28 protein-coding genes are annotated in these 25,879 nt (G+C 61.8%); 10 read left to right on the plus strand and 18 right to left on the minus strand.

Annotation, left to right across the window (positions count from 1 at the left end):
• Window positions 1–93 precede the first annotated feature (93 nt).
• A complete protein-coding gene (locus V7651_RS04305) occupies window positions 94–1,029 on the plus strand; it encodes a ribose-phosphate pyrophosphokinase (RefSeq protein WP_335612336.1) in 936 nt (311 codons plus the stop codon).
• A gap of 131 nt (window positions 1,030–1,160) precedes the next feature.
• Here V7651_RS04305 and V7651_RS04310 read toward each other — a convergent pair whose 3' ends face one another.
• From V7651_RS04310 to petA, 11 genes are all read right to left on the minus strand, one after another.
• The gene (locus tag V7651_RS04310) at window positions 1,161–1,439 is read right to left on the minus strand and encodes a hypothetical protein (protein ID WP_335612337.1); all 279 of its coding nucleotides are present in this window, start codon (window positions 1,437–1,439) and stop codon (window positions 1,161–1,163) included.
• Window positions 1,440–1,531: 92 nt separating this feature from the next.
• On the minus strand, window positions 1,532–2,233 hold the full coding sequence (locus V7651_RS04315; RefSeq protein WP_335612338.1) for a molecular chaperone DjiA: 702 nt from the start codon (window positions 2,231–2,233) through the stop codon (window positions 1,532–1,534).
• 88 nt (window positions 2,234–2,321) lie between these two features.
• Window positions 2,322–3,203, minus strand: a complete 882-nt coding sequence (locus V7651_RS04320; RefSeq protein WP_335612339.1) for an ion transporter — start codon at window positions 3,201–3,203, stop codon at window positions 2,322–2,324.
• A gap of 67 nt (window positions 3,204–3,270) precedes the next feature.
• Window positions 3,271–3,750, minus strand: a complete 480-nt coding sequence (locus V7651_RS04325) for a YybH family protein (protein ID WP_335612340.1) — start codon at window positions 3,748–3,750, stop codon at window positions 3,271–3,273.
• A gap of 155 nt (window positions 3,751–3,905) precedes the next feature.
• Window positions 3,906–4,289 carry a hypothetical protein gene (locus V7651_RS04330; protein WP_335612341.1) on the minus strand — a complete coding sequence of 128 codons (384 nt, stop codon included), beginning with the start codon at window positions 4,287–4,289 and terminating at the stop codon, window positions 3,906–3,908.
• Between the two features lie 107 nt (window positions 4,290–4,396).
• Window positions 4,397–5,185 carry a hypothetical protein gene (locus V7651_RS04335; RefSeq protein WP_335612342.1) on the minus strand — a complete coding sequence of 263 codons (789 nt, stop codon included), beginning with the start codon at window positions 5,183–5,185 and terminating at the stop codon, window positions 4,397–4,399.
• Between the two features lie 66 nt (window positions 5,186–5,251).
• Window positions 5,252–6,130: an S-methyl-5'-thioadenosine phosphorylase gene (locus tag V7651_RS04340; RefSeq protein ID WP_335612343.1), complete on the minus strand. Its 879-nt coding sequence runs from the start codon at window positions 6,128–6,130 to the stop codon at window positions 5,252–5,254.
• The gene (locus V7651_RS04345) at window positions 6,127–6,636 is read right to left on the minus strand and encodes a GNAT family N-acetyltransferase (RefSeq protein WP_335612344.1); all 510 of its coding nucleotides are present in this window, start codon (window positions 6,634–6,636) and stop codon (window positions 6,127–6,129) included. Before V7651_RS04345 ends, V7651_RS04340 begins: the two co-directional genes overlap by 4 nt.
• A gap of 5 nt (window positions 6,637–6,641) precedes the next feature.
• Complete coding sequence (locus V7651_RS04350; protein ID WP_335612345.1) at window positions 6,642–7,685, minus strand: cytochrome c1; 1,044 nt, start codon at window positions 7,683–7,685, stop codon at window positions 6,642–6,644.
• A gap of 19 nt (window positions 7,686–7,704) precedes the next feature.
• Window positions 7,705–9,165, minus strand: a complete 1,461-nt coding sequence (locus tag V7651_RS04355) for a cytochrome b (protein ID WP_335612346.1) — start codon at window positions 9,163–9,165, stop codon at window positions 7,705–7,707.
• A gap of 15 nt (window positions 9,166–9,180) precedes the next feature.
• Window positions 9,181–9,753, minus strand: coding sequence for a ubiquinol-cytochrome c reductase iron-sulfur subunit (gene petA / locus V7651_RS04360; protein WP_335612347.1), 573 nt, complete (start codon window positions 9,751–9,753; stop codon window positions 9,181–9,183).
• A 184-nt stretch (window positions 9,754–9,937) separates the two neighbouring features.
• On the opposite strand from petA, the gene hemF reads away from it, so the two are divergent.
• Together hemF and V7651_RS04370 are read left to right on the plus strand one after the other, a co-directional pair.
• Window positions 9,938–10,822: an oxygen-dependent coproporphyrinogen oxidase gene (gene hemF, locus V7651_RS04365; RefSeq protein WP_335612348.1), complete on the plus strand. Its 885-nt coding sequence runs from the start codon at window positions 9,938–9,940 to the stop codon at window positions 10,820–10,822.
• A gap of 146 nt (window positions 10,823–10,968) precedes the next feature.
• Window positions 10,969–11,418 carry a TspO/MBR family protein gene (locus tag V7651_RS04370; protein WP_335612349.1) on the plus strand — a complete coding sequence of 150 codons (450 nt, stop codon included), beginning with the start codon at window positions 10,969–10,971 and terminating at the stop codon, window positions 11,416–11,418.
• On the opposite strand, the gene V7651_RS04375 is transcribed toward V7651_RS04370, so the two are convergent.
• Genes V7651_RS04375 through V7651_RS04390 form a run of 4 tightly spaced genes read right to left on the minus strand, consistent with a single transcriptional unit; the run spans window position 11,402 to window position 14,307 of the window.
• Entirely contained in the window at window positions 11,402–12,625 is a 1,224-nt protein-coding gene (locus tag V7651_RS04375; protein ID WP_335612350.1) for a CCA tRNA nucleotidyltransferase, read from the minus strand. The genes V7651_RS04370 and V7651_RS04375 overlap by 17 nt on opposite strands.
• Window positions 12,612–13,028 (minus strand): DUF6111 family protein, encoded by a 417-nt coding sequence (locus V7651_RS04380; protein WP_335612351.1) that lies wholly within the window; start codon window positions 13,026–13,028, stop codon window positions 12,612–12,614. The genes V7651_RS04375 and V7651_RS04380 overlap by 14 nt, the downstream gene beginning before the upstream one ends.
• Window positions 13,029–13,087: 59 nt before the next feature.
• Window positions 13,088–13,714, minus strand: coding sequence for a CoA pyrophosphatase (locus V7651_RS04385; RefSeq protein ID WP_335612352.1), 627 nt, complete (start codon window positions 13,712–13,714; stop codon window positions 13,088–13,090).
• Between the two features lie 5 nt (window positions 13,715–13,719).
• Window positions 13,720–14,307: a DUF1285 domain-containing protein gene (locus tag V7651_RS04390; RefSeq protein ID WP_335612353.1), complete on the minus strand. Its 588-nt coding sequence runs from the start codon at window positions 14,305–14,307 to the stop codon at window positions 13,720–13,722.
• Window positions 14,308–14,381: 74 nt separating this feature from the next.
• On the opposite strand from V7651_RS04390, the gene V7651_RS04395 reads away from it, so the two are divergent.
• The 4 genes from V7651_RS04395 to V7651_RS04410 are packed head-to-tail and all read left to right on the plus strand — an operon-like array spanning window position 14,382 to window position 21,214.
• The gene (locus V7651_RS04395; RefSeq protein WP_335612354.1) at window positions 14,382–15,380 is read left to right on the plus strand and encodes an AAA family ATPase; all 999 of its coding nucleotides are present in this window, start codon (window positions 14,382–14,384) and stop codon (window positions 15,378–15,380) included.
• 10 nt (window positions 15,381–15,390) lie between these two features.
• Window positions 15,391–16,257 carry a DUF58 domain-containing protein gene (locus V7651_RS04400; RefSeq protein ID WP_335612355.1) on the plus strand — a complete coding sequence of 289 codons (867 nt, stop codon included), beginning with the start codon at window positions 15,391–15,393 and terminating at the stop codon, window positions 16,255–16,257.
• Window positions 16,254–19,178, plus strand: a complete 2,925-nt coding sequence (locus V7651_RS04405; RefSeq protein WP_335612356.1) for a DUF4159 domain-containing protein — start codon at window positions 16,254–16,256, stop codon at window positions 19,176–19,178. The genes V7651_RS04400 and V7651_RS04405 overlap by 4 nt, the downstream gene beginning before the upstream one ends.
• Window positions 19,175–21,214, plus strand: a complete 2,040-nt coding sequence (locus tag V7651_RS04410) for a hypothetical protein (RefSeq protein WP_335612357.1) — start codon at window positions 19,175–19,177, stop codon at window positions 21,212–21,214. The genes V7651_RS04405 and V7651_RS04410 overlap by 4 nt, the downstream gene beginning before the upstream one ends.
• A gap of 240 nt (window positions 21,215–21,454) precedes the next feature.
• Here V7651_RS04410 and V7651_RS04415 read toward each other — a convergent pair whose 3' ends face one another.
• Entirely contained in the window at window positions 21,455–22,384 is a 930-nt protein-coding gene (locus V7651_RS04415; RefSeq protein ID WP_335612358.1) for a LysR family transcriptional regulator, read from the minus strand.
• A 135-nt stretch (window positions 22,385–22,519) separates the two neighbouring features.
• On the opposite strand from V7651_RS04415, the gene V7651_RS04420 reads away from it, so the two are divergent.
• On the plus strand, window positions 22,520–22,993 hold the full coding sequence (locus V7651_RS04420; RefSeq protein ID WP_335612359.1) for an MORN repeat-containing protein: 474 nt from the start codon (window positions 22,520–22,522) through the stop codon (window positions 22,991–22,993).
• Between the two features lie 11 nt (window positions 22,994–23,004).
• Here the strand turns inward: V7651_RS04420 and V7651_RS04425 are convergent, their stop codons facing one another.
• Entirely contained in the window at window positions 23,005–23,496 is a 492-nt protein-coding gene (locus V7651_RS04425) for a GNAT family N-acetyltransferase (RefSeq protein ID WP_335612360.1), read from the minus strand.
• Window positions 23,497–23,560: 64 nt separating this feature from the next.
• Entirely contained in the window at window positions 23,561–24,463 is a 903-nt protein-coding gene (locus V7651_RS04430) for a 1-acyl-sn-glycerol-3-phosphate acyltransferase (protein ID WP_335612361.1), read from the minus strand.
• Between the two features lie 255 nt (window positions 24,464–24,718).
• Between V7651_RS04430 and V7651_RS04435 the strand changes: the two genes are divergently transcribed.
• Both V7651_RS04435 and V7651_RS04440 read left to right on the plus strand, forming a co-directional pair.
• On the plus strand, window positions 24,719–25,150 hold the full coding sequence (locus tag V7651_RS04435; RefSeq protein WP_035534944.1) for a response regulator: 432 nt from the start codon (window positions 24,719–24,721) through the stop codon (window positions 25,148–25,150).
• A gap of 93 nt (window positions 25,151–25,243) precedes the next feature.
• Window positions 25,244–25,873: a rhomboid family intramembrane serine protease gene (locus V7651_RS04440; protein ID WP_241765624.1), complete on the plus strand. Its 630-nt coding sequence runs from the start codon at window positions 25,244–25,246 to the stop codon at window positions 25,871–25,873.
• Window positions 25,874–25,879: the final 6 nt, after the last annotated feature.

Genomic DNA, 25,879 nt, shown 5'->3' on the forward strand with positions numbered 1-25,879 from the left:
CTATCGTGAAATCAACCGCGTTTGCCGGTTGCGACTCGCAGGGCTTTGTTACAAAAGCGACACGGGTGGCGGGTAATCAAGGCTGATCGATCCATGAAACTACTGTCGTGCAATGCAAACCGCCCTTTGGCTGAGGCCATCGCCGACTATCTGGACATGCGCCTGACGCGTTCCGAAGTGAAATCCTTCGCCGACCAGGAAATTTTCGTCCGCATTGACGAGAACGTTCGCGGCGAAGACGTCTTCGTGATCCAGTCGACCTCCTATCCTGCCAATGACAATCTTATGCAGCTCCTGATCTGCATGGACGCCCTGAAGCGCGCCTCGGCCCGCCGCATCACGGCCGTCATCCCCTATTTCGGCTATGCCCGTCAGGACCGTAAAACCGATGGCCGCACACCCATATCCGCCAAGCTGGTTGCCAACCTCATCTGTTCAGCCGGTGCTGACCGCGTGCTGACGGTGGACCTGCACGCGGGCCAGATTCAGGGCTTCTTCGATATTCCGACCGACAACCTGTTCGGTGGACCGGTCATGGTCGACGACATCAAGGAACGCTTCCACAAGGACAAGATCATTGTCGTGTCGCCCGATGTCGGCGGTGTGGTCCGCGCGCGCTCACTCGCCAAGCGGATCGACGCCGACCTTGCCATCGTCGACAAGCGCCGCCCTGAAGCCGGCAAGTCCGAAGTGATGAACATTATCGGTGAAGTCAAAGGCGCCCGTTGCATCATGCTCGATGACATGTGCGACTCAGGCGGAACCCTCGCAAATGCTGCAGCGGCGCTGAAGGAACACGGCGCCGTTTCCGTATCCGCGTATGTCACGCACGGCGTTCTGTCGGGCGAAGCGGTCAAGCGGATCGAAGGCTCGGTGCTCGACGAACTGGTCATGACCGACACGATCCAGCCTTCGGCCTCGGCGCTTAAATCCAAATCGATCCGGGTTCTCCCGATCGCCCCCCTCCTCGGCGAGGCCATCCGGCGCATCGCCAACGAGGAAAGCGTCTCGAAACTCTTCGACCGCTAGGGACGCAGGCGCAGGCGTTTCCGGCTGCGAAAACCGGCGAACCGTTTCATGTCAAACTCATGGACAAGCCATGCCGAAACCGTTCCGGCAGGTAAAATCCGATTGCGTTAGACGATTGTGGAGATCGGCGTCTATTCGACGGTCCAGCCGCGGGGTGTGCGTCGGGCTTCGAGTGTCAATGGTTCACCTTCAGTCCGCGGGCGCATCGTTGGCGTGCTACGAGAGCCCGCAAAACGCATGACCAGAGCCGCACCCGCGAGGATGAGGCCCGCAAAGGCGGTCATCACCGCAAACATGCCGGCAGCGGCCAGAAGGACCATGCCGATCATCACCTGGATGAATAGAGCGATCCCGCCGCGCGCAGCGCCAGCGAGCGTGAAGGGAAACAGGCCTGATGCATTTTGTGTCATGACAGATCCTTTTATCACTTATCAAGATGGCGGCATCATGGCACCGCGTCAATCGCGCTTGCTGCGACCCTTATGCCAATTTCGTGAACTGCCTAGTCGGGCCGCACCAGGAGGCCCCGTTCCGTGCGGATCTGGGCATAGGCGGCCGTGATCGAGGCGGCCTTGGCATGGGCGGCATCTTCGAACTCACGCGGGGCACCGATATGGACGATACGGTCTGGATGGTTATCGGCCATTAACTGGCGATAGGCCGCGCGGATGGATTTGAACTCCGCATCATGGGGCACGCCGAGTATATGATAGGGATCGTCGCGGTCAGGCCCGAGATGGCTCGCCCGAATGCGGCGGAACGTGGCATCGCTGAAGCCGAACGCTTCGGCCACTGTGGCGAGGAACTGCATTTCGGGATCGGTGATAACACCATCGGCGCCGGCAATCTGGAACAGGCCATCCAGTACGCCTTCCAGCAGGCAAGGCCGGTTCTTGTATTTCCGGCCGATGCGGCGCGCATAGCTTTCATAGCCGCGAACAGTCTGGCGGGCGATATTGAACACGCGGCGGACATTGTCAGCATCTTCAGGCGCGGCGCGGAAGACGCGCGAGAAGACCATGATTTCCTGATCCGTCACCGCCCCATCGGCCATGGCCAGCTTGGCCCCCAGCCCGACGACAGCGGCGGTGAAGCCGACATCATTGGGGTCGGGCGCGCAATCATTGCCCTCAGGCTCGGGATCGGACGAATCCGGTTCAAACGGGCGGTGTCCGCCCTCCAGCAGTCGAGACCATAGGTTCATCCTGCACTCTTATAGCAGGAATTGCGCAGAATGTGAGTGAGCAGGACTGACATATGCGTGAAGCAAAAGCGCGCAGCTTGACGCAGGGTTAATGATCGCGATTTTCAACCGCCTGTTTCAGCTCTGCAATCTCGGCGCGCAGGGCAGTCAGAAGCTTAATGATATCGCCGCGCTGGTCTTCCGCCTCGTCGAATTCCTCTTCGATTTCCTCCTCGATATCGTGAATGCCTTCTTCCAGAAGCGCTTTTTGCTCCGATGCAAGAGCGTCAACGACCAAGGCGATGAAAAGGTTGAGGATGGCGAAACTGGCGATGAAAATGAAGATAATGAAGAAAATCCACGCATAGGGATTGCCGTCATCGATCACCTTCTGGACCACTTCAAACCGCCAGCCGTCCATCGTCATGACCTGAAACAGCGAATAGGCCGATTTTGGCAGGTCGCCGAAGAGGAGTGCAACGTCCGGATCATCGGTCTCGCCAAACATGTTGGTGGCCATGACCGCGCCGACATAGGTAACGAGCGCCAGGACGGCAAAGATCGCACCCATGCCGGGCAGCGCTTTCATCAGGGCCTCGGTAATGCGCTTCATCACCGGCACGATGTGCAAGAGGCGCAGGATACGCAGCACCCGCATGGCCCGCAGAACGCTGAAGGCGGCGCCGCCCGGGGCCATCGATACGCCAACGACAACGAAATCGAACCAGTTCCAGCCCGACTTGAAGAATTGCATACGATAGACGACGAGCTTCAGACCGATCTCGACGACAAAGATCCACGTGACCGCATGGTCGAAGATTTCCATGGCCAGCACAGCCCCGCGCGGCAGCTGGGAATGATAGGTCAGCACGCCGAGAATGACCGCGTTGATAACGATGAGCACGGTGATGAGATGACGGAACCACGGCCGCTCGATCTCGCGTTCGAGCTGGAAATTGCTGGTCTCGTGATCAAGTGTTGCGCGCGTCATGCGTGACTCTCCGTCCCCGCAAGCGTTTTTGCCTGCATTGACGCGCCATGCAAATGCGGAATCTGATTCAGTCGGCAGAAGTGGTCGTATCGGAAACGATAAGCCACTCGCCATCTATCTTGCGCATGACCAATGTGTAGAGGCCGGATGGCCGATCGCCATCGCGCTCCAGCATCCAGGCGCCATGGGCAATCGCTGCGTCGGGCGAGAGGATGACAATCTCATAATCCGTTGTTGTCAGTGTGCCCATGAGCTCTGGCGTGCCATAGACGCGGTGATAGCGGGCATTCGTTTCGTCCCAGCCACGGGTGATATTGCCGCCGGAGGCAAAGCGCAGCTCTGGCGAGCGCCAATAGCCATCCATGAAGGCGTCGATATCGCCCCGGTTCCAGGCTGTGTCCTGTGCGTTGAGAACAGCAACGATTGCTGCCGTCTCCGCCGCCGCATCAACAGCCTCTACCACGGGAGCCGGCGCAGTTGGCGCCCGCGGTGTTGCGCAGGCTGCGAGCGGCAGTGAGAGGGCCAGCGCGGCCAGCAGGTATTTCATGTGATCTCTCCTCGTCGCATCAGCACTCGCTTGAAGCACCTTACCCCTATTCCGCAAACGTAAAAGGCCCGGCCCGCGTGGAAACACGCGTGCCGGGCCACTCATGGCGAGCCTGCAGGGGTGGACGCAGCTCGTCTGAGGTCGGGAGGGTCAACCTATTCCTTGTCAACTTTCAGATCGAGGTGAGAGCTGATGTCCAGATCGGGTTCCGGCTCGAATTCATTGTCGATCTGAGTGTCGATCTCGGCATCAGCATCACCCTGGGCTTCAGCATCGGCGGCAACTTCGGCTTCGGCATTGGCCTCAGGTCCAGAAATGGCCATTCCAGCCTCTTCGCGCGTCTCAATATCCATCACATCATCAGGATAGGGCTCGCCGTCAGCCATGATGTCAGCACCGGTTTCCATGGCCGGAGGGGCTATATCAATCGAGGCGTCTGTTGACGGTGTGGTGGTCGTGTCGATGCCGGAAACCTGCGCATAGGCAGGCATGGCAAGAAGGGCCACGATGGCGGCAGTTGCAGTGAGTGTGCGTTTCATGACGAGGCTCCGTTTGCTGGTCCTGAGCAACTGACGCCCAAGTGACCGCTACGGTTCCTGCTGCCTGTAAAATGCCCCGAAACCGCCCCGTTTCGCCCTTCAGGCGATCAGTGCAATTCTGCCTCTTTGGTGACTGCATCGTCAGGAGTCGCTGTCACTTCATCGTCATCTTCCTCGATAACAACTTCATCCACATCCTTGTCCACTTTGCGGCGCCAGAGCGGACCGCGTATGTCGGCATGCCTGTCATATTGCATATTGTAATATTCATGCGCCGTATGGGTCAGCGGTTGAGGCGTCAGATGCAGGCCATAGGTGCGCAGGCGTTCGACAACTTCGTCGCGCAGATACATGCCCGGCAGGGCATCCTGCGTGAACCCATGGCTCTTCATCCAGTCGCGAACGTGCCAGCTGCGCACGGTGCCGGCATCAGACGGACGGGCGCCATTATGGACTTCCCACATGTAGAGCGTGGCAATGCCGTTGATCACGGCGTCCATGGAATCATCAAGCGCTGCAGCGGGATCGCGCCCCTGGGCGAGAACAGCCCGGAGACTCATCTTGCGGGCTTCAAGCTCCTGATAGGTCGCCCCGACAACCGCTATGGCGTTGCGATTGGCGCGGATCATGGTGGAATTGACGCCATCGAGCTGGGGATGGCGGATCGGCAAGAGTGCGTCCGGGCCGGCCTCATGGTTGGCGGCAAGCTGGGCAACTTCCGTCACCATGCGCTGCAGGTTGATGCGCAATTCGTGGCTGACGCCCTCGAGCGCAGACTTGGCGCCCTCACGTTCGTCATCGCGGACACGCCAGAGCTGCCAGGCGATCAGCAGCGCAGCGGCAATCAGCAGACCGAGGCCGCCGGTGAAGAAGGTATAGAAATCCGACTCGCTCATTCTGAGGTCCCCTTCAATCGTCCCGCCGCCTCCCAAGGCCAGCCATTGGTCAATTGAAAGGAAACCTTAACCTTGCAGAGCGCGCCCTGCAATCACTTGAAGTTTCGCGAGCAATTCAGGGTCTCGACCCGAAGGCGCCGTGATCAAGGCATAGTCGAGGCATGTATCGATGCCGTCAGGCGACAGGGTACGCTCCGTTCCGCTCAGCGTTTGCGCCAGTTTCACAACGGCCTGACGGGCCAGCGCGCTGTTCTGCCCCATGATTTCCAGCACATTGGTCACGCTGACCGCCTCTTCTTCCTCGCGCCAGCAATCATAGTCGGTAACCATGGCGAGGGTGGCGTAGGGCAGCTCTGCCTCGCGGGCGAGCTTGGCTTCGGGCATGGCCGTCATGCCGATAACGTCGCAGCCCCACTGGCGATAGAGTTTCGATTCCGCCAGCGACGAGAATTGCGGGCCTTCCATGGCGAGATAGGTGCCGCCGCGGTGCATTTCGGCGCCAACAGACGCGGCAGCATCGGCCGCAAGCATCGACAGACGGGAGCATACCGGGCGCGCCATGGAGACATGCGCGACCATTCCCGGACCAAAGAAGGTGCATTCCCGGCCCACTGTACGGTCGATGAACTGGTCCACGGCGACGAAATGGCCCGGAACATACTGCTCCTTCAGGCTGCCACAGGCCGAAATGGACAGGACATCCGTCACACCGGCCGCCTTGAGCGCTGCGATATTGGCGCGGTAGGGAACGCTTGTCGGCGTGAGGCGGTGGCCTTTGCCGTGGCGCGGCAGGAAAACTAGCTCGACATCGCCGATACGGCCACGCACCAGCGTATCGGACGGCGCGCCCCAGGGCGTCTCGACCGTCTCTTCGCGGCGGTCCTCAAGGCCTTCGATCTCGTAGAGGCCGGAGCCGCCGATTATGCCGAGTGTCCATTGGGTCATGTATCAGTCCTGAATATCTTGCGCATGCCGAAAGGCGGCGGGGAAAGCGGGTTGGGTGTCGTCAGCTCAACATCATCTGCACGCACGTAATCAAGGGCTTCGTAGAACACGATCAGGCGAGGCTGATCCGCCCTGATGGCGAGCTGCGCACCTTCAGCCTTTCGCGCCCGGCCCATGCGTTCCAGCTCTTCAAGAATGACGGCGCCAAACCCGCGCTTCTGAAAGCCCGGTAGCACACCGATACGCTTGATCTCGATCCAGTTGCCCTGCCCGCCGGGCCCCGGCACGGGCACAAACCGGCCCGAGCCGATCGGCTCACCGTCGACTTCAAGAATAACCCCGCCGCCCTTGGCAAGCTGGGCCGAAACGCTTTCCGGCGTTTCGCGAAAGACGGCGGATTCAGCGCTGACACGGCCGATCCAGATGCGGCGCGTCAGGGCTTCAATCAAAAAGCCGTCCGCCACGGTCGCGTGGCGGACGGCTGAATTGTGTGCCTTTGCCGGCAAGGCGCCTAGTGCTCGACCTTGCGCCAGATGCGCTTGTAGGAGAACCAGAGCAGGACCGACAGAATGCCCAGATAAATCATGACCGGCAGGCCGAGCGACTTGCGGGTGATCTGCTTCGGATCGCTGGCCCAGGCCAGGAACTGGGCCACGTCATGGGCCATCTGTTCCGTTGTCGCCTCAGTGCCATCAGCGTAGGTGACGCGTCCCGGGGTCAGTTGAGGACCCATGGCGAGGAAACCGCCGGGAGGAGACTCGCGCGGATCGCCGATATATTGCGGCGTCGTGTCGCCTGCCATGTAGGGATTGTAGTACTGGCCAGCAGGCTGGATCAGCAGGCCGGCATCGCCGTGCTCACCTTCAGCCGCTTCGTGACCTGCAACATGGACCTTCGACATGTCGATAATCGTCTGCATTTCGGCAGGCGTCGATACTTCAGCGACGTCATCGCTTGGGTCATCAGGCGTGCCATTGTCCGACGCGGGAGTCGTCACGGCGGCCGGGGTCACTTCACGCGTGCTGATCGCATCTTCATGCGGGTAGCCGGAGAGAAGGCTGTAAACGTAGCTGGCGCCGCCGTGGCGGGCCTTCACGATAACCGAGAGATCCGGCGGGGCCGCACCATTGTTCGCGGCGCGGGCAGCGTTCACGTTGGCGTAAGGCGAGCGGAACTGGTCAGCCGGCATGGCGGGACGGAAATCATAGTCACCAACTTCATTCGGCGTCGGGCTCTGGATTTCGACATCGGCGGCAAGCGCCTTGACGAACGGGTTGTCGTTCGGATTCGGATAGGCCGGATCGTAGAAAGGGCCGCCGGGCTCGCCCAGGTTACGATAGCTCAACAGCTTCATCGAGTGGCAGGACGAGCAGACTTCCCGATAGACCTGATAGCCGCGCTGGAGGGATGGCATGTCGAACTGGCCGGTGATGCCGTCGAATGGCCAGCCACCTTCTGGTTCATGGGGGTGGGCTGCGGCGCCGCCTTCGGCATGCGCCATGGCTGCGAGGCTAAGACCGGCAAGACCGGCAGCGAGGATGCGGAACGCTTTCATGGAATTCCCTCGAGGCTCCCTATTCGGCCGGAACGGCGGTGGCTGTCGACGCCTTGTGGCGCTTGAGCACGGATTTATGGATGGATTCCGGCAGTTCCTTCGGCTTCTCGGACAGACCGATAAAGAAGAGCATGAAGAAAAAGCCGAAGTAGCAGATCGTCAGGATCAGTGAGAGCTGAGCGAACTGGAAAGTCGGCGCGGCGACAGCGGCCAGTGAAGGGTTGGCATCTTCGGGAAGGCTTTCCATGAAGCGCTTGGCGTCAAGATAGGCTTCGCCGCCACCCTTGTATTCACTGGTCGCTTCCTGACCGTTCTCGGTATAGCTGACAACGAGCACCTTATCGCCCTGAAGCGCCGGGATAACAGCTGCATCAGGGGCTTTCGCACCGCACCAGCCGAGCAGAAGGCAGACCACGACAAAACCGAAGAAGAACTGACGCGCGACCGGACGGTAACGCATCGACTTCACTTTCGACGTGTCGAGCCATGGCAGCACGAACAGGATGGCGATGGCCGCGAACATGAAGATAACGCCGAGCAGCTTGGCCGGGATCGGACCGAGGTCGAACGTGATGGCCCGCAGGATGGCGTAGAATGGCAGCATGTACCATTCGGGCACGATGTGCGCCGGGGTGACCAGCGGGTTGGCCTCAATGGCCTGGTCGGCATGGCCGAGCGCATTCGGGGCGTAGAACACGAAAGCTGCGAACAGGATCAGGTATAACACAATCGCGAAGCCGTCCTTGATCGTGTAATAAGGGTGGAACGGCACAGTGTCCTTTTCCACATCCTGCACTTCAACGCCGGTCGGGTTGTTGTTGCCGGGCACGTGAAGCGCCCAGATGTGCAGGATCACGACAGCGGCGATCATGAACGGCAGCAGGTAGTGCAGCGAGAAGAAGCGCTGGAGCGTCTGGTTGCCGATCGAAGGCCCGCCGAGGATCCATGTCTGAAGGCTTTCACCGATCAGCGGGATGGCGCCGAAGAGCGACGTGATCACGTTGGCGCCGTGATAGGACATCTGGCCCCATGGCAGCATGTAGCCGAGGAAGGCTGTAGCGATCATGAGCAGGAAGATCACACAGCCGAGGATCCAGAGGATTTCGCGCGGGGCCTTGTACGACCCGTAATAGAGGCCGCGGAACATGTGGATATAGACGGCGAAGAAGAACATCGAGGCGCCGTTGGAGTGGATATAGCGCAGCAGCCAGCCAAATGGCACGTCGCGCATGATGCGCTCGACCGAGGCGAAGGCGCCGTTGACATTCGGCTCGTAGTGCATCGCCAGGATGACACCCGTCAGGATCTGGACGACGAGGCAGATCGCGAGGATCCCGCCGAACGTGTACCAGTAGTTCAGGTTTTTCGGCGTCGGGAAGGTGATTGCCGTGTCATTCGCAAAGCGAATGATGGGCAGGCGCTTGTCGAGCCATTTTTCGAAGCCGGTATTTGGCGTGTAGGATGATTCATGTCCGCTCATCAGAGGTATCCTTCCTTAGAGGGAAATGTTGACTACGGTTGCCGACACATACGTGTAGTTCGGAACCGGGAGATTCGACGGGGCCGGGCCTTTGCGGATGCGGCCGGATGTATCGTATTGCGAGCCGTGGCACGGGCAGTACCAGCCGCCATACTCACCCACATTGCCTTGCGCAGGACCGACCGGCACGCAGCCGAGGTGGGTACAGGCGCCTGACGTGATCAGGATAGCGCGGTTCAGCTTGCCATCCTGCATCGGGCGGAGGCGCTCGTCGTCCGTTTCAGGGTCGCGCAGCGTGGCAACGTTGACGTTCTCGGCGGCGGTAATCTCTGCCGGCGTACGGTGACGGATGAAGAATGGCTTGCCGCCGATCAGGACGCGAATTTCGCCGCCCAGCGGCACTTTCGAGATATCAACATCCAGAGCCGACGCGGCGCGCGTATCGGCAGCGGGGTTCCACTGGTCGACGGCTGCGATCGCGAAGCAGGCGACGCCACCAAAGGCCACAGCGCCCGTGGCGATATGGATAAAGTTGCGGCGATCTTCATCGACGGCTTCGTCATGGGAATGTGCAGTTTGATCAGTCACGCTGTACCCGTCCTTCAAGGCAGAATCTTGGCCCCGTATTACACAAGCCTCCCTCCCCTGCCCATTGCGGCAAGGCGACACGGGAAGCCCGGTAAAACACTTATCCGACGCGCGTTATCCTGACTTGTGGCCTGTGACAACAGCGCGCTTGTCGCAGGAGCGCCAACAGCGCATCAAAAGCAGCATGACCGAACCTGATCTGAATGCCCGCAAGACCCGCGCAAGCGCGTGGTTCAAATCCCTCCAGGAAGACATCTGCGCCCGCTTTGAAGCGCTCGAAGATGCGGCTGCCCCGCCGCTCTATAAAGGCCCTGCAGGCCGTTTCGAACTGACCGAATGGTCCCGTGGAGACGGCAGCGAAGACCTTGGCGGGGGCCGGATGGGCCTTATGCGTGGCCGGGTGTTCGAGAAGGTCGGTGTCCATTTCTCCCTTGTGCACGGGACATTTTCGGAAGCTTTCGCCGCCCAGATACCCGGCGCTGACCAATCCGACGGACACTTCTGGGCCAGCGGCGTCAGCCTGATCGCCCACCCGCGCAATCCACATGTGCCCGCCGCGCACATGAACACGCGCATGCTGGTCACCAGCGACAGCTGGTTTGGCGGTGGCGGCGACCTCAATCCCCTGCTCGATTACCAGCGTGATCAGGCCTTTGAAGATTCTGTGGATTTCCACGCCGCGATGAAGGCGGCGTGCGATTCCTATGACGGCGCAGATTTTACCGCCATGCGCGATCATTGTGATTCCTACTTCCACCTCGCCCACCGCAATGAGCCGCGCGGCACCGGCGGCATATTCTACGACAGGTTCAATTCGAGCGACTGGGAGGGCGATTTCGCGTTCACGCAGGAGGTTGGTCTCCAGTTCGCCGATATCTATCCGAAACTGGTTGCCCGCCGCATGAACCGGCCATGGAGCGAAGCCGAGCGGGAGGAGCAGCTGATCCAGCGCGGGCGCTATGTCGAGTTCAACCTGCTCTATGACCGGGGCACCACATTCGGGCTGAAAACCGGCGGCAATGTCACCAGCATTCTCTCAAGCATGCCGCCCGTGGTGAAGTGGCCCTAGGCCCATCCTGCCCTGCGCAATGCAGCATGGCGAAATAATCCCTGTTTTCAACGATCTGTCATGACGGATAGCCATTAGGCGCGTACAATCGCCCTATGGTGGTGGTACGCGAATATCCCTTTCCGTGGGCAAGCGGGGTTCTGGTCGTGGCCAGCGCCGTGGTGGCGTGCGGCCTTGGCCTGATGGTGGTCAACGGCGCATCACTGGACTGGTATGCGGGCCTCGCAAAGCCGCCGCTTGTGCCGAACGGAACGGCCGTGATGACCGCCTGGCCTGTCGCACTGATTACGGTCGTGGCGGGCGCGCTGATGGTATCGAAAGCGGCTGGAAGCTTCCGGGCCGCGAGCAGCGCGCTTGGCCTCTATTTCATGCTTCTCGGCGTGGGAATGATCTGGAATCTCGCCTTTTTCGGGCTTGAGGATACAGGGCTCGCCTTCTGCATCATGGCCGGCCTGTTGCTGCTGGCCTTTGCGATGGTGCGCGAGTTTGACCGGCATTCGCGAACGGCCGCGCTGATCCAGCTTCCTTATCTCAGCTGGCTCATGTTCGCGTCCTACATGACCGCGTCGCTCTGGGGCGCTAATCCGGGCGCTTGAGCAGGGCGAGCAATTCCGTGCGGCCCATCGTGAAATCGCCGTCGATCCAGGCCGCTTCTGCCGCACGAAGAGCCTGCCCAACCTCTGGACCGCTCAGCCCGGCCGCCATTGCGTCATCCCCGCCGACCGGGAAAACGGGCCGCTTCCAGCCTGTAATGGTGTCTAGGCGTGCGGCGAGCGCATCAATTCGCTCGGTCTGGGCCGCTTCCACCACGGCGCGATCCGCAACCGCTTCGGGGCCATAGGCATAGATCGCGGCGTGCAGGTCCTGCGGGGCGAGGCCTTCGACATGATCCATGCCGGCGCTGGCCCAGGCCGACAGGCGCCTGTGTTCTTCATTCGAGAGCTTCAGGCGCGCGGCCATTGCGTCCACTTCCCGCCCGCGCCGGGGCAGTAGCGCCATGACACGGCGCATCGGATCGGCGCTAAGGCCGGCCCGCTTCTCTGCCTCGCACAGCGCGACAAGACCGCCAGCCTCGGTGCCCGGCAGCACCTGTTCCAACACGCCCGATTCCTCCATGGCCAGTACTGCCGCAGAGGGGGCAGGCGCTGCGAGGAGCTTTTTCAGCTCTTTCCAGATGCGCTCAGCCGCAATCTTGTCGAGACCCTGCATCTGGCGCGCACAGGCGGCGAGGCCTTCCGGGTCAATCGTCTCGCCATACCAGGCGTTGAAGCGGAAGAATCGCAGGATGCGCAGATAATCCTCGCGCAGGCGTTCATCGGCATCCCCTATAAAGATGACACGGCCCGAGACTGCATCGGCTACGCCTTCGGCAATCGGTTCGAAAACCCGGCCATTCAGGTCGGCATAAAGCGCATTCAGGCGGAAATCGCGACGGGCGGCGTCTTCTGCCCAATCCTGAGTGAACGCGACGACAGCGCGGCGTCCGTCCGTCTCGACGTCCCGGCGCAGCGTGGTGATCTCGAACGGGCGGCCCTTGAAGATGGCCGTGATCGTCCCGTGATCGATGCCCGTGGGCAGCGCGCGAATGCCTGCCGCCTCCAGCGCCGCTATCGTGGCGGGCGGCTCCAGCTGCGTGGCGATATCAATATCGTCGTCATCCTGCGTCGTGCCGCGAAACACGTTACGCACGCAGCCGCCAACAAAGCGCGATCCGCCGGGGCGCGCGGCTTCGAGCGCCGCCATGACGGCCTGCGTCCCCTCCCCGCTCAGCCAGGATGGCGAAATCGGGTCAATCGGGATCATCTGGGCTGTCGGATTCAACGGTTTCCGGATAGCGCGCCTGGATTTCCGACGGATCATGCGAATCGGATGGACCATCAGCGCCTTGCGGCACGATGCCCGGATCACGCTTCAGCGGGACCCCCACATCACGCACATTCTGTTCGCAGGGATAATCGCGCGCAGGAATGATCACGCCATTCTCGAACCGGGCCGGTTCATGGCAGACATCGCGCTCCTTCTTTTCCAGCAGGATCAACAGGAACCAGACAGCGGTCGCCAGACCAAGCCCGATCAGGAACAGGATCTGGATCGGCCATTTGCGCCGCCCTTCGACTTCCGCATTTGTCGTGACCAGCACGTAGAGCCCGAACACGAGGAACGGGATCGAAAAGATAAAGAGCTCAAAAACGAGTCTGCCGGCCAAAAGTCCCCTCCAATTCAGGTCTCTGTCTAGATAAGCCCCTAAAGGCTCATTCCAAACCCCTAATCGCCCCCTTCATATAGCGTCTGGTAAAGGCGGCGGATAATCCCGGCCGTGACACCCCAGATACGATAGCCATTATGGGGCATCTCGTAATACTCGCGCTTCTTTCCCTGGTACGTGGCGTGGCCCATCGTGTGGTTGGCCGTGTTCATCAGGAAATCGAGCGGGGTTTCGAATACATCAGCCACTTCCGTTGGGTCCGGCACGGCGACAAAATCGGCCGGAAGCACGCCCAGAACCGGGGTGATACGAAAGCGCGTGCCCGTCACGTAGGGCGCCGCCTTGCCGATCACGTCGACATCCTCCGGAATGACACCGACTTCTTCTTCGGCCTCGCGCAGGGCGGCGGCGACCTCATCGACGTCGATGGGGTCGACCTTGCCACCCGGGAAGGCGACCTGGCCCGGATGGGAAGCCATGGTGGTCGGGCGCACGGTGAGGAGGGCCGTTGGGCCGCTTTTGCGGGGAAGGATGCCGATCAGCACTGCAGCAGGGCGGATGATGGCCACTTCTTCCGGCGTCAGGAAATCCATGTCGCCCGTGTCCTGCAGTGTCATTTCGTCCATGGGCGGCGTCAGCCGGGCAGCGGCGCGCGTCAGGAAATCATCGAGATTGGTATACGGCATCCGGCTCAGGCTGCCGCGCCAATGGGAAAGAATACGCCCTGGCTCCACACCCCGAGAACACTCTCGTCCTTCGGATCAGTCTCTGCCATGTCGACCAGCTCATAGAAAGCCGCACGGGCAATCTTGGCCTCCAGCCGTCCGCGCACCAGTACGTAGGGCGCCGGTTCGCCGGTCTCGGCATCGGTTTCGACGCGGATGGGGTTGTCCGGCCCGGCCACCGCCACATCGCCGACATTGGTGAGGAAGGCGAGCGCCTGCTGCGGCCCGGCCTCACCGGCACGGTCAACGCGCACAGCAATGAAGGGGGCATCCTCGACGTCCACGACGACTTTTTCATAGGGCGTGACGAGATAGGTTTTCCCGTCTTCATCCTTGCGCAGGATGCGCGAGAACATTTTCACCATACGCTCGCGATTCATGCGACCACCTTCATGCCACCAGCTGCCATCGGCGCGGATCGCCATATCAATATCGCCACAATTTTGCGGATTCCACGAATCCACAGGCGGCAGCTTCCCGGACAGCTTGCCATCCGGCAGGATAGCCTTAAGCGTCTCCTCTAGGCTCAATGTGTTGTCGGGACTGGATTTCACGTCTCACTCCGCCATGATGACGCCTTAGACATAGGTTTGTTTACCAGATACGTGAAGCCGGAGGCGCTCTTTATATGGCCGATACTGCAGTCGATACGAATGACATAGTTGCCGAGGCCGAAGCCGCCACCGAGACCCTGCGTCAGGTCAAGGCGGAAATCGGCAAGGCTGTCTTCGGGCAGGAACGCGTCATCGAGCTGGCCCTGGCGGCCGTTCTGGCGGGTGGTCACGCGCTGTTGATCGGCGCGCCGGGCCTTGCCAAGACACGCCTCGTTGAAGCCATGGGCACCGCGCTCGGCCTGTCAAACCAGCGCATCCAGTTCACGCCGGACCTGATGCCCTCCGATATCCTCGGCTCGGAAGTGATGGATGAGACGGCCGAAGGCCAGCGCAGCTTCCGCTTCCTGCGCGGCCCGATCTTCACCCAGCTGCTGATGGCCGACGAGATCAACCGCGCCAGCCCCCGCACCCAGTCTGCCCTGCTCCAGGCCATGCAGGAGCGTCATGTGACCGTTGCGGGCATGCGCCATGACCTGCCTGCCCCCTTCCACGTGCTGGCCACGCAGAACCCGATCGAGCAGGAAGGCACCTATCCCCTGCCTGAAGCCCAGCTCGACCGTTTCCTCTTGAAAGTGGATGTCGCCTATCCGGACCTGGACACCGAGCGCCGTATCCTGATCGAGACGACCGGCGGCGCCGAAGGCACCGTGCGCGCGGCGCTCGACGCAGACCATCTCATCGCCATTCAGGCGCTCGTGCGCCGTATGCCGGTCGGCGAGAAAATCGTCTCGGCCATCCTGAATCTGATCCGCGAAGCGCGGCCCGAGCAGACCAGCGACGCCCGCGTGCAGCGTCTCGTCGACTGGGGCCCAAGCCCGCGCGCCGGGCAGGCGCTGATGCTGGCGGCACGGTCGCGCGCCCTGCTGCGTGGGCGCCTCGCGCCCTCGATTGAAGATGTGGAAGCCCTCGCCGAACCCTGCCTCGGCCACCGCATGGCGATGCGCTACGACCCGACCGGCGAAGCGCCAAGCCTGACCGACCTGATCAACGACCTCGCGCGGAAGGTGGCGTGAATTTCCCGGAATGACTCCCTCCTCCGATCTTCGCGCTGAAGCCGAGGCGCTGGCACGCCAGCTGCCGAACCTGAACTTCAAGGCCGAGGCCTCTGAAGCCGCCCATATCGGCAGCGCCGGACGTCGCCGCGCGGGCACGGGCGAACAATTCTGGCAATATCGCCACCATACGCAGGAAGATGCCGCCGACCGGGTCGACTGGCGCCGGTCGGCCAAGGGCAACGACCTCTTCGTGCGCGAGACCGAACTCGAAACCGCGCGCACAGTGCTGTTCTGGTGTGACCCGCATCCGGGCTTCAACTGGAAGGGCGAGGGCGACATCCGCACCAAGGCGGACGAAGCACGCCTCCTCATGCTGGCGCTTGGCCTGATGATGTCCAAGGACGGCGAGCGCATCGGCGCGCTTGGCGCTGGCCGCACGCCGAGCTTCGGCAAACGCGCGGTTGATCGGCTGTCGGAGGATATTACCAATGGCGCGGGTCGCCCCTTCCCGCCGCCGCCCCGCACATCGGCCACGCTGGTGATTGCATCCGACTTTTATGATCCGATCCCGGAATGGCAGGCGCGGCTGAAACCGCTCGCCGCCAAATGCCCCGAAGGCGTGCTGCTGGCGGTCGCCGCGCCCATCGAACTCGACTTTCCTTTTCAGGGCCGCGTGAAACTGCACCGGCCCGGGGCCATGGTGGACCGCATCCTTGGACGCGCCGAGACGATGCGGGATGAATACAAGCGCAAGTTTGCAGAACAGCGCGAAGCCCTGCAGACACTCACCACCCAGATCGGCTGGCGCCTTGTGACCCACACGACGGCCACGCCCAGCCTGCATGGCGCCGCACGTCTGAAAATGGCGCTTGAGAGTTTCGGGGCGCGCGGATGACAGCGCTTGGCCCATTCCTCTTCGGTGCGCCGCTGGCGCTGTTCGCGCTTCTGGCGCTGCCGATCATCTGGTGGGTGCTGCGGGCAACGCCGCCTGCGCCAAGGGATGTCGAACTGCCATCCTTGCGCCTGCTTGAAGGCGTTGAACCAAAAGAAGAAACACCCGCCCGAACGCCCTGGTGGGTCTGGCTGATCCGCACGCTGGCCGCCGCCGCCGCCATCGCGGGCCTTTCCCAGCCCGTCTATGCGCCGGGCGCGAAGAATGAAGCCGCCGATGCCGGCGGCGCGCTGCTGGTTGTCGTTGATAATGGCTGGCCCTCGGCGCCGCGCTGGAGCGAGCTGGTGGATGCGGCGACCGCAACGCTCGACACGGGTGGGCGCGATGCGCCGGCGCATCTCCTGCTGACCGCGCCGCAGACACTGAATGCCGATCCCGCAACGCGCCTGTCGCGCGCCGACATGGCCAAGCGGCTGAATTCGCTTCGTCCGCAGCCCTGGGGCACAGACCGGACCGAGGCGCTGAAACGATTGAAAGACTCCGGCCTGAAACCGGACCGCATTTTCTGGGCAAGTGATGGCGTTGAGGATGAAGGCGGGCGCGCCTTTGCCGCCGCACTGGCCGCGATGGCGCCGCTCTCGGTCTATGCTGCGCCGCCTACCGGCCCGGCCGCAATCACCGGCATCACGTCACAAACGGACTCTGTGTCGGTCACCGCGCGCCGCGTCCAGCCGCGCGGCGAGGAGCGCAGCTTTGTGTCCGCCCTCACGCTCGACGGTTCCGCGCTTGCCACATCCGAAGTTGTGTTTGCGGACGGTGAACGCGAAGCCACGGCGAGCTTCTCCATTCCTGCCGCAGCCCTGTCACGTGTGGCGCGCTTTACCGCGACGGGTCGCCAAGGCGCTGGCACGGTCTGGCTCTGGGATTCATCCGACAGGTCGCGCCGCGTGGGTCTCGTGGATGCGGGCGCCGCCGCGCAGCCGCTGCTCTCCGATATGCACTATGTGCGCAAAGCGCTCGAACCCTTTGCCTCGATCACCGAAGGCAGCATTGAATCGCTCGTCGCCACGTCGCCCGATGCGATCATCCTGACCGACATTGGCCAGATCCAGCCTGAAGATGCGAAACGCCTGACAGACTGGGTTGAGCAAGGCGGTGCGCTCATCCGCTTTGCCGGGCCGCACCTTGCGTCTCAGGGCGATGACCTGCTTCCCGTGGCACTGCGCCGATCCTCGCGCGCGCTGGGTGGCGCCCTCGCCTGGGACGAACCACAAGCCATGGCTCCCTTCCCCGCAGCATCGCCCTTTGCCGGCCTGCCCATTCCGGCCGACGTGCGCATTCGCCAGCAGGTGCTCGCGAAGCCTGCGCCCGATCTCGGCCGGAAGACATGGGCCCGTCTCGCCGATGGCAGCCCGCTGGTGACAGCCGACTCACGTGGGTCCGGCACGCTGATCCTGTTCCATATCACGGCCGGGCCAGACTGGTCGAACCTGCCCTATTCCGCCACGTTCGAGCAGATGCTGCGCCGCTCCATTGCGGCCGGGCGCGGGGAAGCGGTCAGTGACGCAGAAGGCGCCTACACGCCGCAGCTGGTGCTTGACGGTTACGGTCGTCTGGCTGCAGCGGGCGCCAGTGCCGCGCCGCTGAAAGCTGGCGATTTCGACACGGTAAAGCCATCCGAAGCCCATCCGCCGGGCCTCTATCAGGGCCCTTCAGGCACCCTTGCGCTAAATGCTGGCGCCGGTGCCAAACCAAACCTGATCGATACCTGGCCGGTGTCGGCGCGCCTGCTGGGTGATGCAGAGGCGCGCTCGCTGCGGCTTGCCGGGCCGTTGCTTGCGATTGCTGCAATCTTGCTTGTGGTGGACCTGTTCATCGCCCTCCTCGTGGCTGGCCACCTGCCCCGTCTGGGGCGCGCGGCAAAGGGCGCAGCAGCCCTGCTCCTGATCTGCACCATGGCCACTACCCTGCCCCATAGCGCAGAGGCCCAGTCCTATCGTTACCAGCAGATGCCGGACGGCTCGTTCCGCCGCGTCTCGACGGCGCCGCAAGTCGATGCGCTTCCGCGCACCGGCAATGCGACACAGAAAGAAATCGACGCGGCCCTGACAATGCGCTTCGGCTATGTGGAAACCGACAATGGCGCCCTCAATGAGCGTACCCGGGCGGGCCTGTCAGGCCTCTCCTCGGTGCTTAGCTTGCGCACGTCCGTCGAGCCGGCTGAGCCCGACGCGCTGAACCTCGAGACCGACGCGCTGGAACTCTATCCGCTTATCTACTTCAACGTCTCCGACCACGCCCCGCCGCTGTCAGACACGGCCATTGCGCATCTCAACACTTATCTCCGCTCCGGCGGCGCGCTGATTATCGACACGCGTGCAGGCGGAACGGTTGGCACGGACACGAGTGTGGCCCCGCTTGAAAAATTGCTTGAGGGCCTCGATGCCCCACCCCTGCAACCTGTACCGGCCAATCATGTCCTCGCACGCAGTTTCTACCTGCTTGACGATTTCCCCGGCCGCTTCGCAAACCGCCGCCTGTGGATCGAGAAAACCGGGGGCCCCAATGCCCCGCGCGGCGACGGCGTCTCGCGCCTGTTTGTGGGGGATGCAGACTGGGCGTCCGCCTGGGCGGTGGATGACCGGGGCCGTGACCTCTATTCCGTTGATGGCGGCCCGCAGCAACGCGAAATGGCGCGCCGCTTTGGCGTCAATCTCGTGATGTATGTCCTGACCGGCAACTACAAGGACGACCAGGTTCACCTGCCTGCGCTTCTCGAGCGCCTTGGCGAAAGTGAAGGCGAAATCAGCAACACGGGCGCCGAGGATGGTGGCGCGAGCGTGCCGAACGATTTGCGCGGCACCGCCCCCGGGAATGACCTGAGCGACGTATTGGGCCCAGCGCCTGAAAGAGACCCGCAATGATCGATGCGACACGCCTCAGCTTTGAGCCCTTCCTCGGCTGGCCGGTCTTCTGGCTGGTCGTCGCCGTCGCTGTACTGGCGTGGGGCGCCTATGTCGTGCTGCGTGGCAGGGCCGCGCTGACGCGGGGGCTGGCTTTGACATTGCTCGCGGCCGCCCTTTCCAATCCATCTCTCGTCGAAGAAGAACGCGAGCCCCTGCCCTCAGTGGCCGCACTCATCCTCGACAGATCCGAGAGCATGCAGTTCGGCGACCGGGCGAGCGCCGCCAATGCCGCATTTGCCGAGCTGAAGTCAAAGCTTGAAGCCGAAACGTCGCTTGAAGTCCGCGTACTGGAATCCGACCCGCATGATGATGGCACGCATCTCTATGGTGCGCTCGAAGGCCTGATGGCGGATGTTCCCCGCGACCGGATTGCGGGCGCGATATTTGTGACCGATGGTCAGGTCCACGACCTGCCCACCGGCGCGGACCAGGGCAGCGCGATCGGACCGGTTCATGGTCTCGTCGTGGGCGATCCTGATCGCGGCGACCGGAGGGTCCGGATCGTGGACGCTCCCAATTTCGGCATTGTTGGCGAAACCGCAAACCTGGTCGTGCGCGTCGATGACCCGGATGGCGGCGAAGTTGAACTCAGCGTGTCGCTGAATGGCGGCCAGGCCGAGCGCGTCAAGGTGAAGGCGGGCGAGGACACGCCGCTGCCGATCGAGATCGAACGGCGCGGCGAGAATGTCATCGTCGTTGAAGTGCCGCCGGGCCGGGAAGAACTGACGCTGGCGAACAATCGCACCGCCTCGACACTGGCTGGCGTGCGCGACCGCCTGCGCGTGCTGCTGGTTACGGGCAAGCCGAACCAGGCTGGCCGTGTCTGGCGCGACCTTCTGAAATCCGACCCCTCAGTCGACCTTGTCCACTTCACCATCCTTCGCCCGCCCTACAAGACCGACTATACGCCGACGGACGAACTCGCACTGATCGCCTTCCCGACCGAGGAACTGTTTGAGGACAAGCTGAAGGATTTCGACCTGATCATCTTCGACCAGTATGAGCGCCGGGGCGTCATCACCCAGTCTTATCTCGCGAACATGGCCCGCTATGTAACCGATGGCGGCGCCCTGCTGATTGCGGCAGGCGAGCCTTTCGCCGGGCCGGGAAGCCTCGCCCGCTCTCCCCTCGCCGCTGTCCTGCCCGCCGCCCCGACCGGACGCATCCGCACCGGCGAGTTCATCCCGAAGCTGACCGAAGTTGGCAAGCGCCACGCTGTGACGGCGCCGCTCGATGGCCAGAAATGGGGCGGCTGGATGCGCTATATCGAGGCCACCGCACAGGCTGGCGACGTGTTGATGAGCGGACCGGACGACAAGCCACTCTTTATTGTGGACCGTGTCGACAAGGGCCGCGTGGGCATGCTGATGTCCGACCAGATCTGGCTCTGGGCGCGCGGTCATGATGGTGGCGGCCCCTTCTCGGAATTGATCCGGCGCACCGTCCACTGGATGATGAAAGAGCCGGAGCTTGAAGAGCGCCGGCTCAGCCTCGTGGCTGAAGGCGATACCGCCAAGATGGAGCTGCGCACACTGCTCGACACGGCGCCGCCGCTCCAGCTTGAAACACCTGAAGGGCGCATTCTCGAACCGATCTGGCGACAGAAGGCCCCCGGCATCTTCACGGCCGAAGCGCCTATTGACCAGCTGGGACTCTACCGGGCCGAAGCTGGCGGGCTGGAAGCCGTGGCGTTGAACGGCCCGGCCAATCCCAAGGAATATGCCGACCTTCAGTCCAGCACCGAGATAATGGCGCCTTTCGCGAAACAGACCGGCGGTGGCGTATTCCGACTGAATGCAGCGGGTACGGATATTCCGGATATACGCCGCGTAAGCGCACGCGGTGCGGCGGCTGGCAATAACTGGCTTGGCCTGCGTGAGCGCGGCGCCTATGCGGTTCGCTCGTCCACGAGCCAACCGCTGCTGCCAGGCATTCTTGCGGCGGCGCTGCTGGTGATCTTGTTGATTCTGGCGTGGCGGCGTGAGGGCCAATAGGCAGCCGCTTCAATTCGCATCAAACAATCGATTGGGAGAATGGGTCTCGTAAAACTGCAAATGCCAGGCAGCGGGGATACACTGCCTGGCAAAGTGCCTTTTAGCCGTGATGCGGCTCTGGGTGGGGGACGCGCCACATCACAAAGACCAAGGTCAGTTACGACAGCACACTCCTGAGTACAATTGAGTAATTGTTGCTTATTTGTGCGCAACAGTCTCAAGTTAACCTTTGAGGGGAAATCACGATAACTCTTTCAACCGTTGAGCATTTTCGCGGCTAAGCGTTCGTGCAACGGAATCAACACACCCCAGAAGATCGCGAATATGGGGTTCCTGTTCCGCCTCTCGCCGGAAGCCCAGCCCCACACGATAATCGGGGATCCCCGGAAGCCGCCTTCCGGCGAGGCGACCGCTATCGAGATTGGCCTGCGCAAGAGAGACCGGAACAATGGTCAGGATATCGGACATCATCGACAGGTTCATGCAGGCGGTCGGGCTGTAGAGCGTATATTGCGGCGCATCCGCGCTGGCCAAGGCTTCGGCCATTCCGTCCGGAAGCTGACCGTCCAGATAGTCAAGATAGCCAGGGAAGGCCCATTGAAAGGCCAGAAGTGATTCAAACTGGTTGTCCATCTCCATGATCGGATGGTTTGGCCTGAACACCATGATGTAGGGCTCAGACATGATCTCGTGAAATCGCAGCCGGCTGGCGTGCGGCATGGCTTGCAGCGTCGACATGTTGAAAATGACCACGTCAGCATGTCGTTGCACCAAGGCCTCAACAGCGGCGTGGGGCGACATCACATCGGCCCGAACGCGCATGCGGGGCGCGACCTGTCGATAGGCATTGATGACGGTCGGCAGGAGGATGTCATAGGCGATAGGCCCGCCGACAATCTTTAGCTCCCGGTCGCCGGATACGGTCTCGCGCATCACAGTCGCTGAAAAGGCCAGCAATTCCACCGCCCGCGGATACAGGCGCTCACCCGCCTCTGTCGGGACGACAGAGCGCGTGGTGCGATAGAAGAGCGGTGTGTCCCAGGCGTCTTCGAGGGTCTTGATGGCGCGCGTGACGGCCGAGTGCGTCAGATGGAGTTCCTCGGCGGCCTTGGAAAAACTCAAAAGCCTGTAGACGGCTTCAAAATACTGGATCAGGCGGAGATCCGTCATTTGTCACCCCCATGCACAAGACGCCCTGATTGGTAACTAATGCGCGCAGGCGAAATTGGCAATCATGCCCCGGAGCGGATGTGTCGTCTAAGCCCACGGTGTGATACACTGCCAACGCATCACAAGGAGGCCGCCATGCCAGATTCCCGAACGACGCTCGCCAGCTTGGTAGCGATAATGTGTGTTGCATGCGGCCCTCGCGCCCCCATGCCGCAGGATCCGGTCGCTCCGGTACCGGAATCAGACAGTGCGGCGCTGCCTGAAGCCCTTACCCCAGACCAGCTTGCCGCGCGCGCGGCGGAAGCCAGAGCCCTTGAAGTCGCCGCCGCTTATCCGCCAATCGAGCAATATGCCGAGGATATCTATGAAGGCCCGGCCCTGATGGCGAGCTATCAAGGCGAGACCAATGATGGCGTCTATGAAGGCTATGGCGTGCTGACACTTCCCGATAGCGGCGTCGTTATGGCGGGCCTGTTCGCGAGGGGCTTCCTGAACGGCCCCGGCACCGCGCGCGACATGCAGGGCGAACTGTTCCACGAGGGCATGTATCTTGACGGCGTGCCGGCGGAATATTCCCTGCCTCTGGATCAACGTCCCAAGAAGGGCTGAGCCCCCTCTTTCTAGAGCGCCGTGACCAGACCTGAGAGCTGGCTCGCATCACCTGCAAGGCTTTTCACCATGACGCGGCCTTGGTCCTGTGGACCGGGAAAAACAAGCTGCCCGCGCGGCGTCACTTCAAAACCGATCTCACAGAAATAGGCTGGCGCACCAATGAGCACCGCCGCAGGCCAGCCTCGAGCTTTACCCGCCTCAAGCGCAGCTACTGTCACAGCCTGGCCAAGCCGGCTGCCGCGCTGTTCCGGCGTCACGGCAACCGGTCCGTAAAACAGGGCCCGCGTTCGGGCCTCCCCGACCACAAGCGGCCACACACGACATACAGCCACAATCTCGCCATCCAAGACAGCCACGCGGCTGATCTCCGGCAGGGAGTGAGAGAATTCGCGCAGACGTTCGGCCGTCTTGGCGAAGTGGCCCGGACCGAACGTGACATCGAACAGGGACTCGATGGCAACGGCGTGTAGCGCGGGTGTTTCAGGAATGATTTCAAGCATGGCGAGCGCGTCTAGAGCGCATCGCTGGCAAGTTCAAGTGAGGCTTGCTGCCAGCACTACAGCGTTACGGCGTAAACACGGCGTCGGGGTTGGTGAGAAGGTCATAAGCGACATGGAGCTTCAGTTTCTCCGTCAGAACACCTGCATCACCTTCAAGCCCGGCCGGGTCGATCAACTGGCCAAATATCATGCTGAATTTCGAACCGCGCTTGTTCAGCAATTCATGGAAGAGCGTGATGTCGCGCAGCTCGTCATTGAGGTCACAGAAGAGATAGTAAAGCGCCGAATTTCTCGCATCGAGATTGAGCGGCAGGATCGGGGCCTTTTGCTTGCGGGCAAGACCAATGACCGTCGAGAACCAGTCCTTTTCCTGCAACCTACCATCGACACGCCGGGCAAGCCGCCCGGAGGGGAAGATGACGACACATTTCTCATCGCTGAAAGCTTCAGCCGCGCGCTTCAGTGTCTCGCGGGTCTTGGCGGGCGTGCGCTTGGCGGCAACCCATTCGACGGGGATGATGACATCCTCGAATTTCGGATTCACCCGTACCGCGTCCGCATTGGCAAAGAAGATGATGTCGTCGCGCACCTGTTTCAGCAGGTCCCAGACGGCGACCCCATCTGCAAGGCCCGTCGGATGGTTGGCGGCAATGATGAGTCGGCCGGTTTTCGGCATACGCTGAATGCCATCAATCGTGAGATCAAAGGACAGTTGGTCTGACAGGAGGTCAAAGGACTGTCGCCCGTTCAGCTGGACAATCTCGTCAGCCATCCGCCGCGCCTTGCCATAGCCGAGAACCTTGTAGAGCGCCGGACGTACCACCGGCCATGACCAATGCTCCCGGATACGCGGGCAGCGCTCCTCGATCAGCACGTCGACGATATGCTTGTCAGCCTCGCTGTCATCGACATGGAAGGCCGATACAGGCGGCGCCTTTGTGGTCGGCGGCAGGATTTCGTCTGTCATGAACTTTTTTTGCTTTTTTCTTGGCGTGCACTTCCCTGCCGCTCAACATACATGAACTCCCCTTACGGGAAAGCGGATGCGGCAGGTTTGGAGGGGTCAGAAAACTTTCCCGGAAACGCCGATCTGTTGAGATTTCAACACTTCGGAAAGTTCTGCTTTACCAAGCTGTAAGGCCCCGGTGGCAAGGTCATCTTCAGACGGGCGCAGACACACACAGACGCTCAGGCAGCAATAACCTTTACGGGGTAGAGTAGTATGAAAGTTCTTTGGGTTGAAGATCACGAGCCGGTTCGCGACATGTTGGCGATTGCCGCCGACAAAGCCGCCCGCTCGCGCATCCAGGTGGATCTTGTCCTGGCGCCGACACTGATGGCAGCCGAAGCACGCCTCCGCCTTGAGCGCTTCGACCTCGTTGTCCTCGACCTTGGCCTGCCCGACAGTGTTGACCCCGACATGACAATCGCGCGCGTCGCCAATATGGGCAAATATCGCATCGCGGTTGTCTCCTCGATGGACACGCGCGACCAGGTTGTGGAAGCCGCGCTGCGTTGCGGCGCCAATATCGCGCCAAAGGCCGTTTTCAAGGCCAGCCTGCCCTTCAATCGCTTTATCCAGCGCCCGGATACGTTCGAGGACTTCCTGCTTGAGCAAATGCCTGCTGCTGCCGCCCCAGCCCGGGCCGCCTGAGCGAATACACCTTACGGGAGCTTGTGCTTGCAGACTCCCCAATGACCTTGCTAAGCCGCCCGGGTTAACCCTTCGGGCGGCTTTGCCCATTTGATGGACCCGAATGCCATGGACGCCCTGCTCGTCTACCCTGCCACACTTGTGCTGATCGCTTTGAATGTGATCGCCAGCGTCCTGGCGTTCAACAATCGCGACTTGTTCGACCGGTATTGTTTCTGGATCAAGCCGATCCGGGAAGGCGAGGAATGGTTCCGCTTCGTCACGTCCGCCTTCCTGCACGTCAATGGCATGCACCTCTTCATCAACATGTACGTGCTCTACACGTTCGGGAAGATCCTCGAAGCCTATGTCGGGTCTGGCGGCTTCCTGATCCTGTACGCGGCCTCCATGCTGGGCGGAAATGTCTGGGAATATGCCGACAAGCATAACCAGCCGAACTACCGCGCCGTCGGTGCCTCGGGCGCAACATCGGGTGTGATTACAGGATTCTGCCTCTTCTACCCCTTTGCCATGCTCTACCTTTTCTTCGCCATCCCCATGTGGGCCATCGTCTTCGGCGTTGGCTTCATCGTGGTCAGCTTCATCCTCTCCCAGCGCGACCAGACCATGGTGGCGCACGGCGCCCACCTCGGCGGCGCGCTGACAGGTCTCGTTATCGCGATGCTGCTGCGTCCGGCTGCCTGGCGGGAACTGATCGAGCAAGTGGCGCACCGCATTGGCTGAAGATGG

The organism is Hyphomonas oceanitis (assembly GCF_036964545.1).
GTDB lineage: Bacteria > Pseudomonadota > Alphaproteobacteria > Caulobacterales > Hyphomonadaceae > Hyphomonas > Hyphomonas oceanitis.

Excerpts from the sequence above, each read along its gene's own strand:
- V7651_RS04440 (WP_241765624.1), top strand. The coding sequence starts at position 25,244 with ATGGACCCGAATGCCATGGACGCCCTGCTCGTCTACCCTGCCACACTT.
- V7651_RS04350 (WP_335612345.1), bottom strand. The coding sequence starts at position 7,685 with ATGAAAGCGTTCCGCATCCTCGCTGCCGGTCTTGCCGGTCTTAGCCTC.
- V7651_RS04330 (WP_335612341.1), bottom strand. The coding sequence starts at position 4,289 with ATGAAACGCACACTCACTGCAACTGCCGCCATCGTGGCCCTTCTTGCC.
- V7651_RS04305 (WP_335612336.1), top strand. The coding sequence starts at position 94 with ATGAAACTACTGTCGTGCAATGCAAACCGCCCTTTGGCTGAGGCCATC.
- V7651_RS04335 (WP_335612342.1), bottom strand. The coding sequence starts at position 5,185 with ATGAGCGAGTCGGATTTCTATACCTTCTTCACCGGCGGCCTCGGTCTG.
- V7651_RS04310 (WP_335612337.1), bottom strand. The coding sequence starts at position 1,439 with ATGACACAAAATGCATCAGGCCTGTTTCCCTTCACGCTCGCTGGCGCT.
- V7651_RS04375 (WP_335612350.1), bottom strand. The coding sequence starts at position 12,625 with ATGATCCCGATTGACCCGATTTCGCCATCCTGGCTGAGCGGGGAGGGG.
- V7651_RS04320 (WP_335612339.1), bottom strand. The coding sequence starts at position 3,203 with ATGACGCGCGCAACACTTGATCACGAGACCAGCAATTTCCAGCTCGAA.
- V7651_RS04410 (WP_335612357.1), top strand. The coding sequence starts at position 19,175 with ATGATCGATGCGACACGCCTCAGCTTTGAGCCCTTCCTCGGCTGGCCG.
- V7651_RS04420 (WP_335612359.1), top strand. The coding sequence starts at position 22,520 with ATGCCAGATTCCCGAACGACGCTCGCCAGCTTGGTAGCGATAATGTGT.
- V7651_RS04415 (WP_335612358.1), bottom strand. The coding sequence starts at position 22,384 with ATGACGGATCTCCGCCTGATCCAGTATTTTGAAGCCGTCTACAGGCTT.
- V7651_RS04425 (WP_335612360.1), bottom strand. The coding sequence starts at position 23,496 with ATGCTTGAAATCATTCCTGAAACACCCGCGCTACACGCCGTTGCCATC.
- V7651_RS04325 (WP_335612340.1), bottom strand. The coding sequence starts at position 3,750 with ATGAAATACCTGCTGGCCGCGCTGGCCCTCTCACTGCCGCTCGCAGCC.
- hemF (WP_335612348.1), top strand. The coding sequence starts at position 9,938 with ATGACCGAACCTGATCTGAATGCCCGCAAGACCCGCGCAAGCGCGTGG.
- V7651_RS04315 (WP_335612338.1), bottom strand. The coding sequence starts at position 2,233 with ATGAACCTATGGTCTCGACTGCTGGAGGGCGGACACCGCCCGTTTGAA.
- V7651_RS04430 (WP_335612361.1), bottom strand. The coding sequence starts at position 24,463 with ATGACAGACGAAATCCTGCCGCCGACCACAAAGGCGCCGCCTGTATCG.
- V7651_RS04355 (WP_335612346.1), bottom strand. The coding sequence starts at position 9,165 with ATGAGCGGACATGAATCATCCTACACGCCAAATACCGGCTTCGAAAAA.
- V7651_RS04395 (WP_335612354.1), top strand. The coding sequence starts at position 14,382 with ATGGCCGATACTGCAGTCGATACGAATGACATAGTTGCCGAGGCCGAA.
- V7651_RS04400 (WP_335612355.1), top strand. The coding sequence starts at position 15,391 with ATGACTCCCTCCTCCGATCTTCGCGCTGAAGCCGAGGCGCTGGCACGC.
- V7651_RS04435 (WP_035534944.1), top strand. The coding sequence starts at position 24,719 with ATGAAAGTTCTTTGGGTTGAAGATCACGAGCCGGTTCGCGACATGTTG.
- V7651_RS04385 (WP_335612352.1), bottom strand. The coding sequence starts at position 13,714 with ATGCCGTATACCAATCTCGATGATTTCCTGACGCGCGCCGCTGCCCGG.
- V7651_RS04340 (WP_335612343.1), bottom strand. The coding sequence starts at position 6,130 with ATGACCCAATGGACACTCGGCATAATCGGCGGCTCCGGCCTCTACGAG.
- V7651_RS04405 (WP_335612356.1), top strand. The coding sequence starts at position 16,254 with ATGACAGCGCTTGGCCCATTCCTCTTCGGTGCGCCGCTGGCGCTGTTC.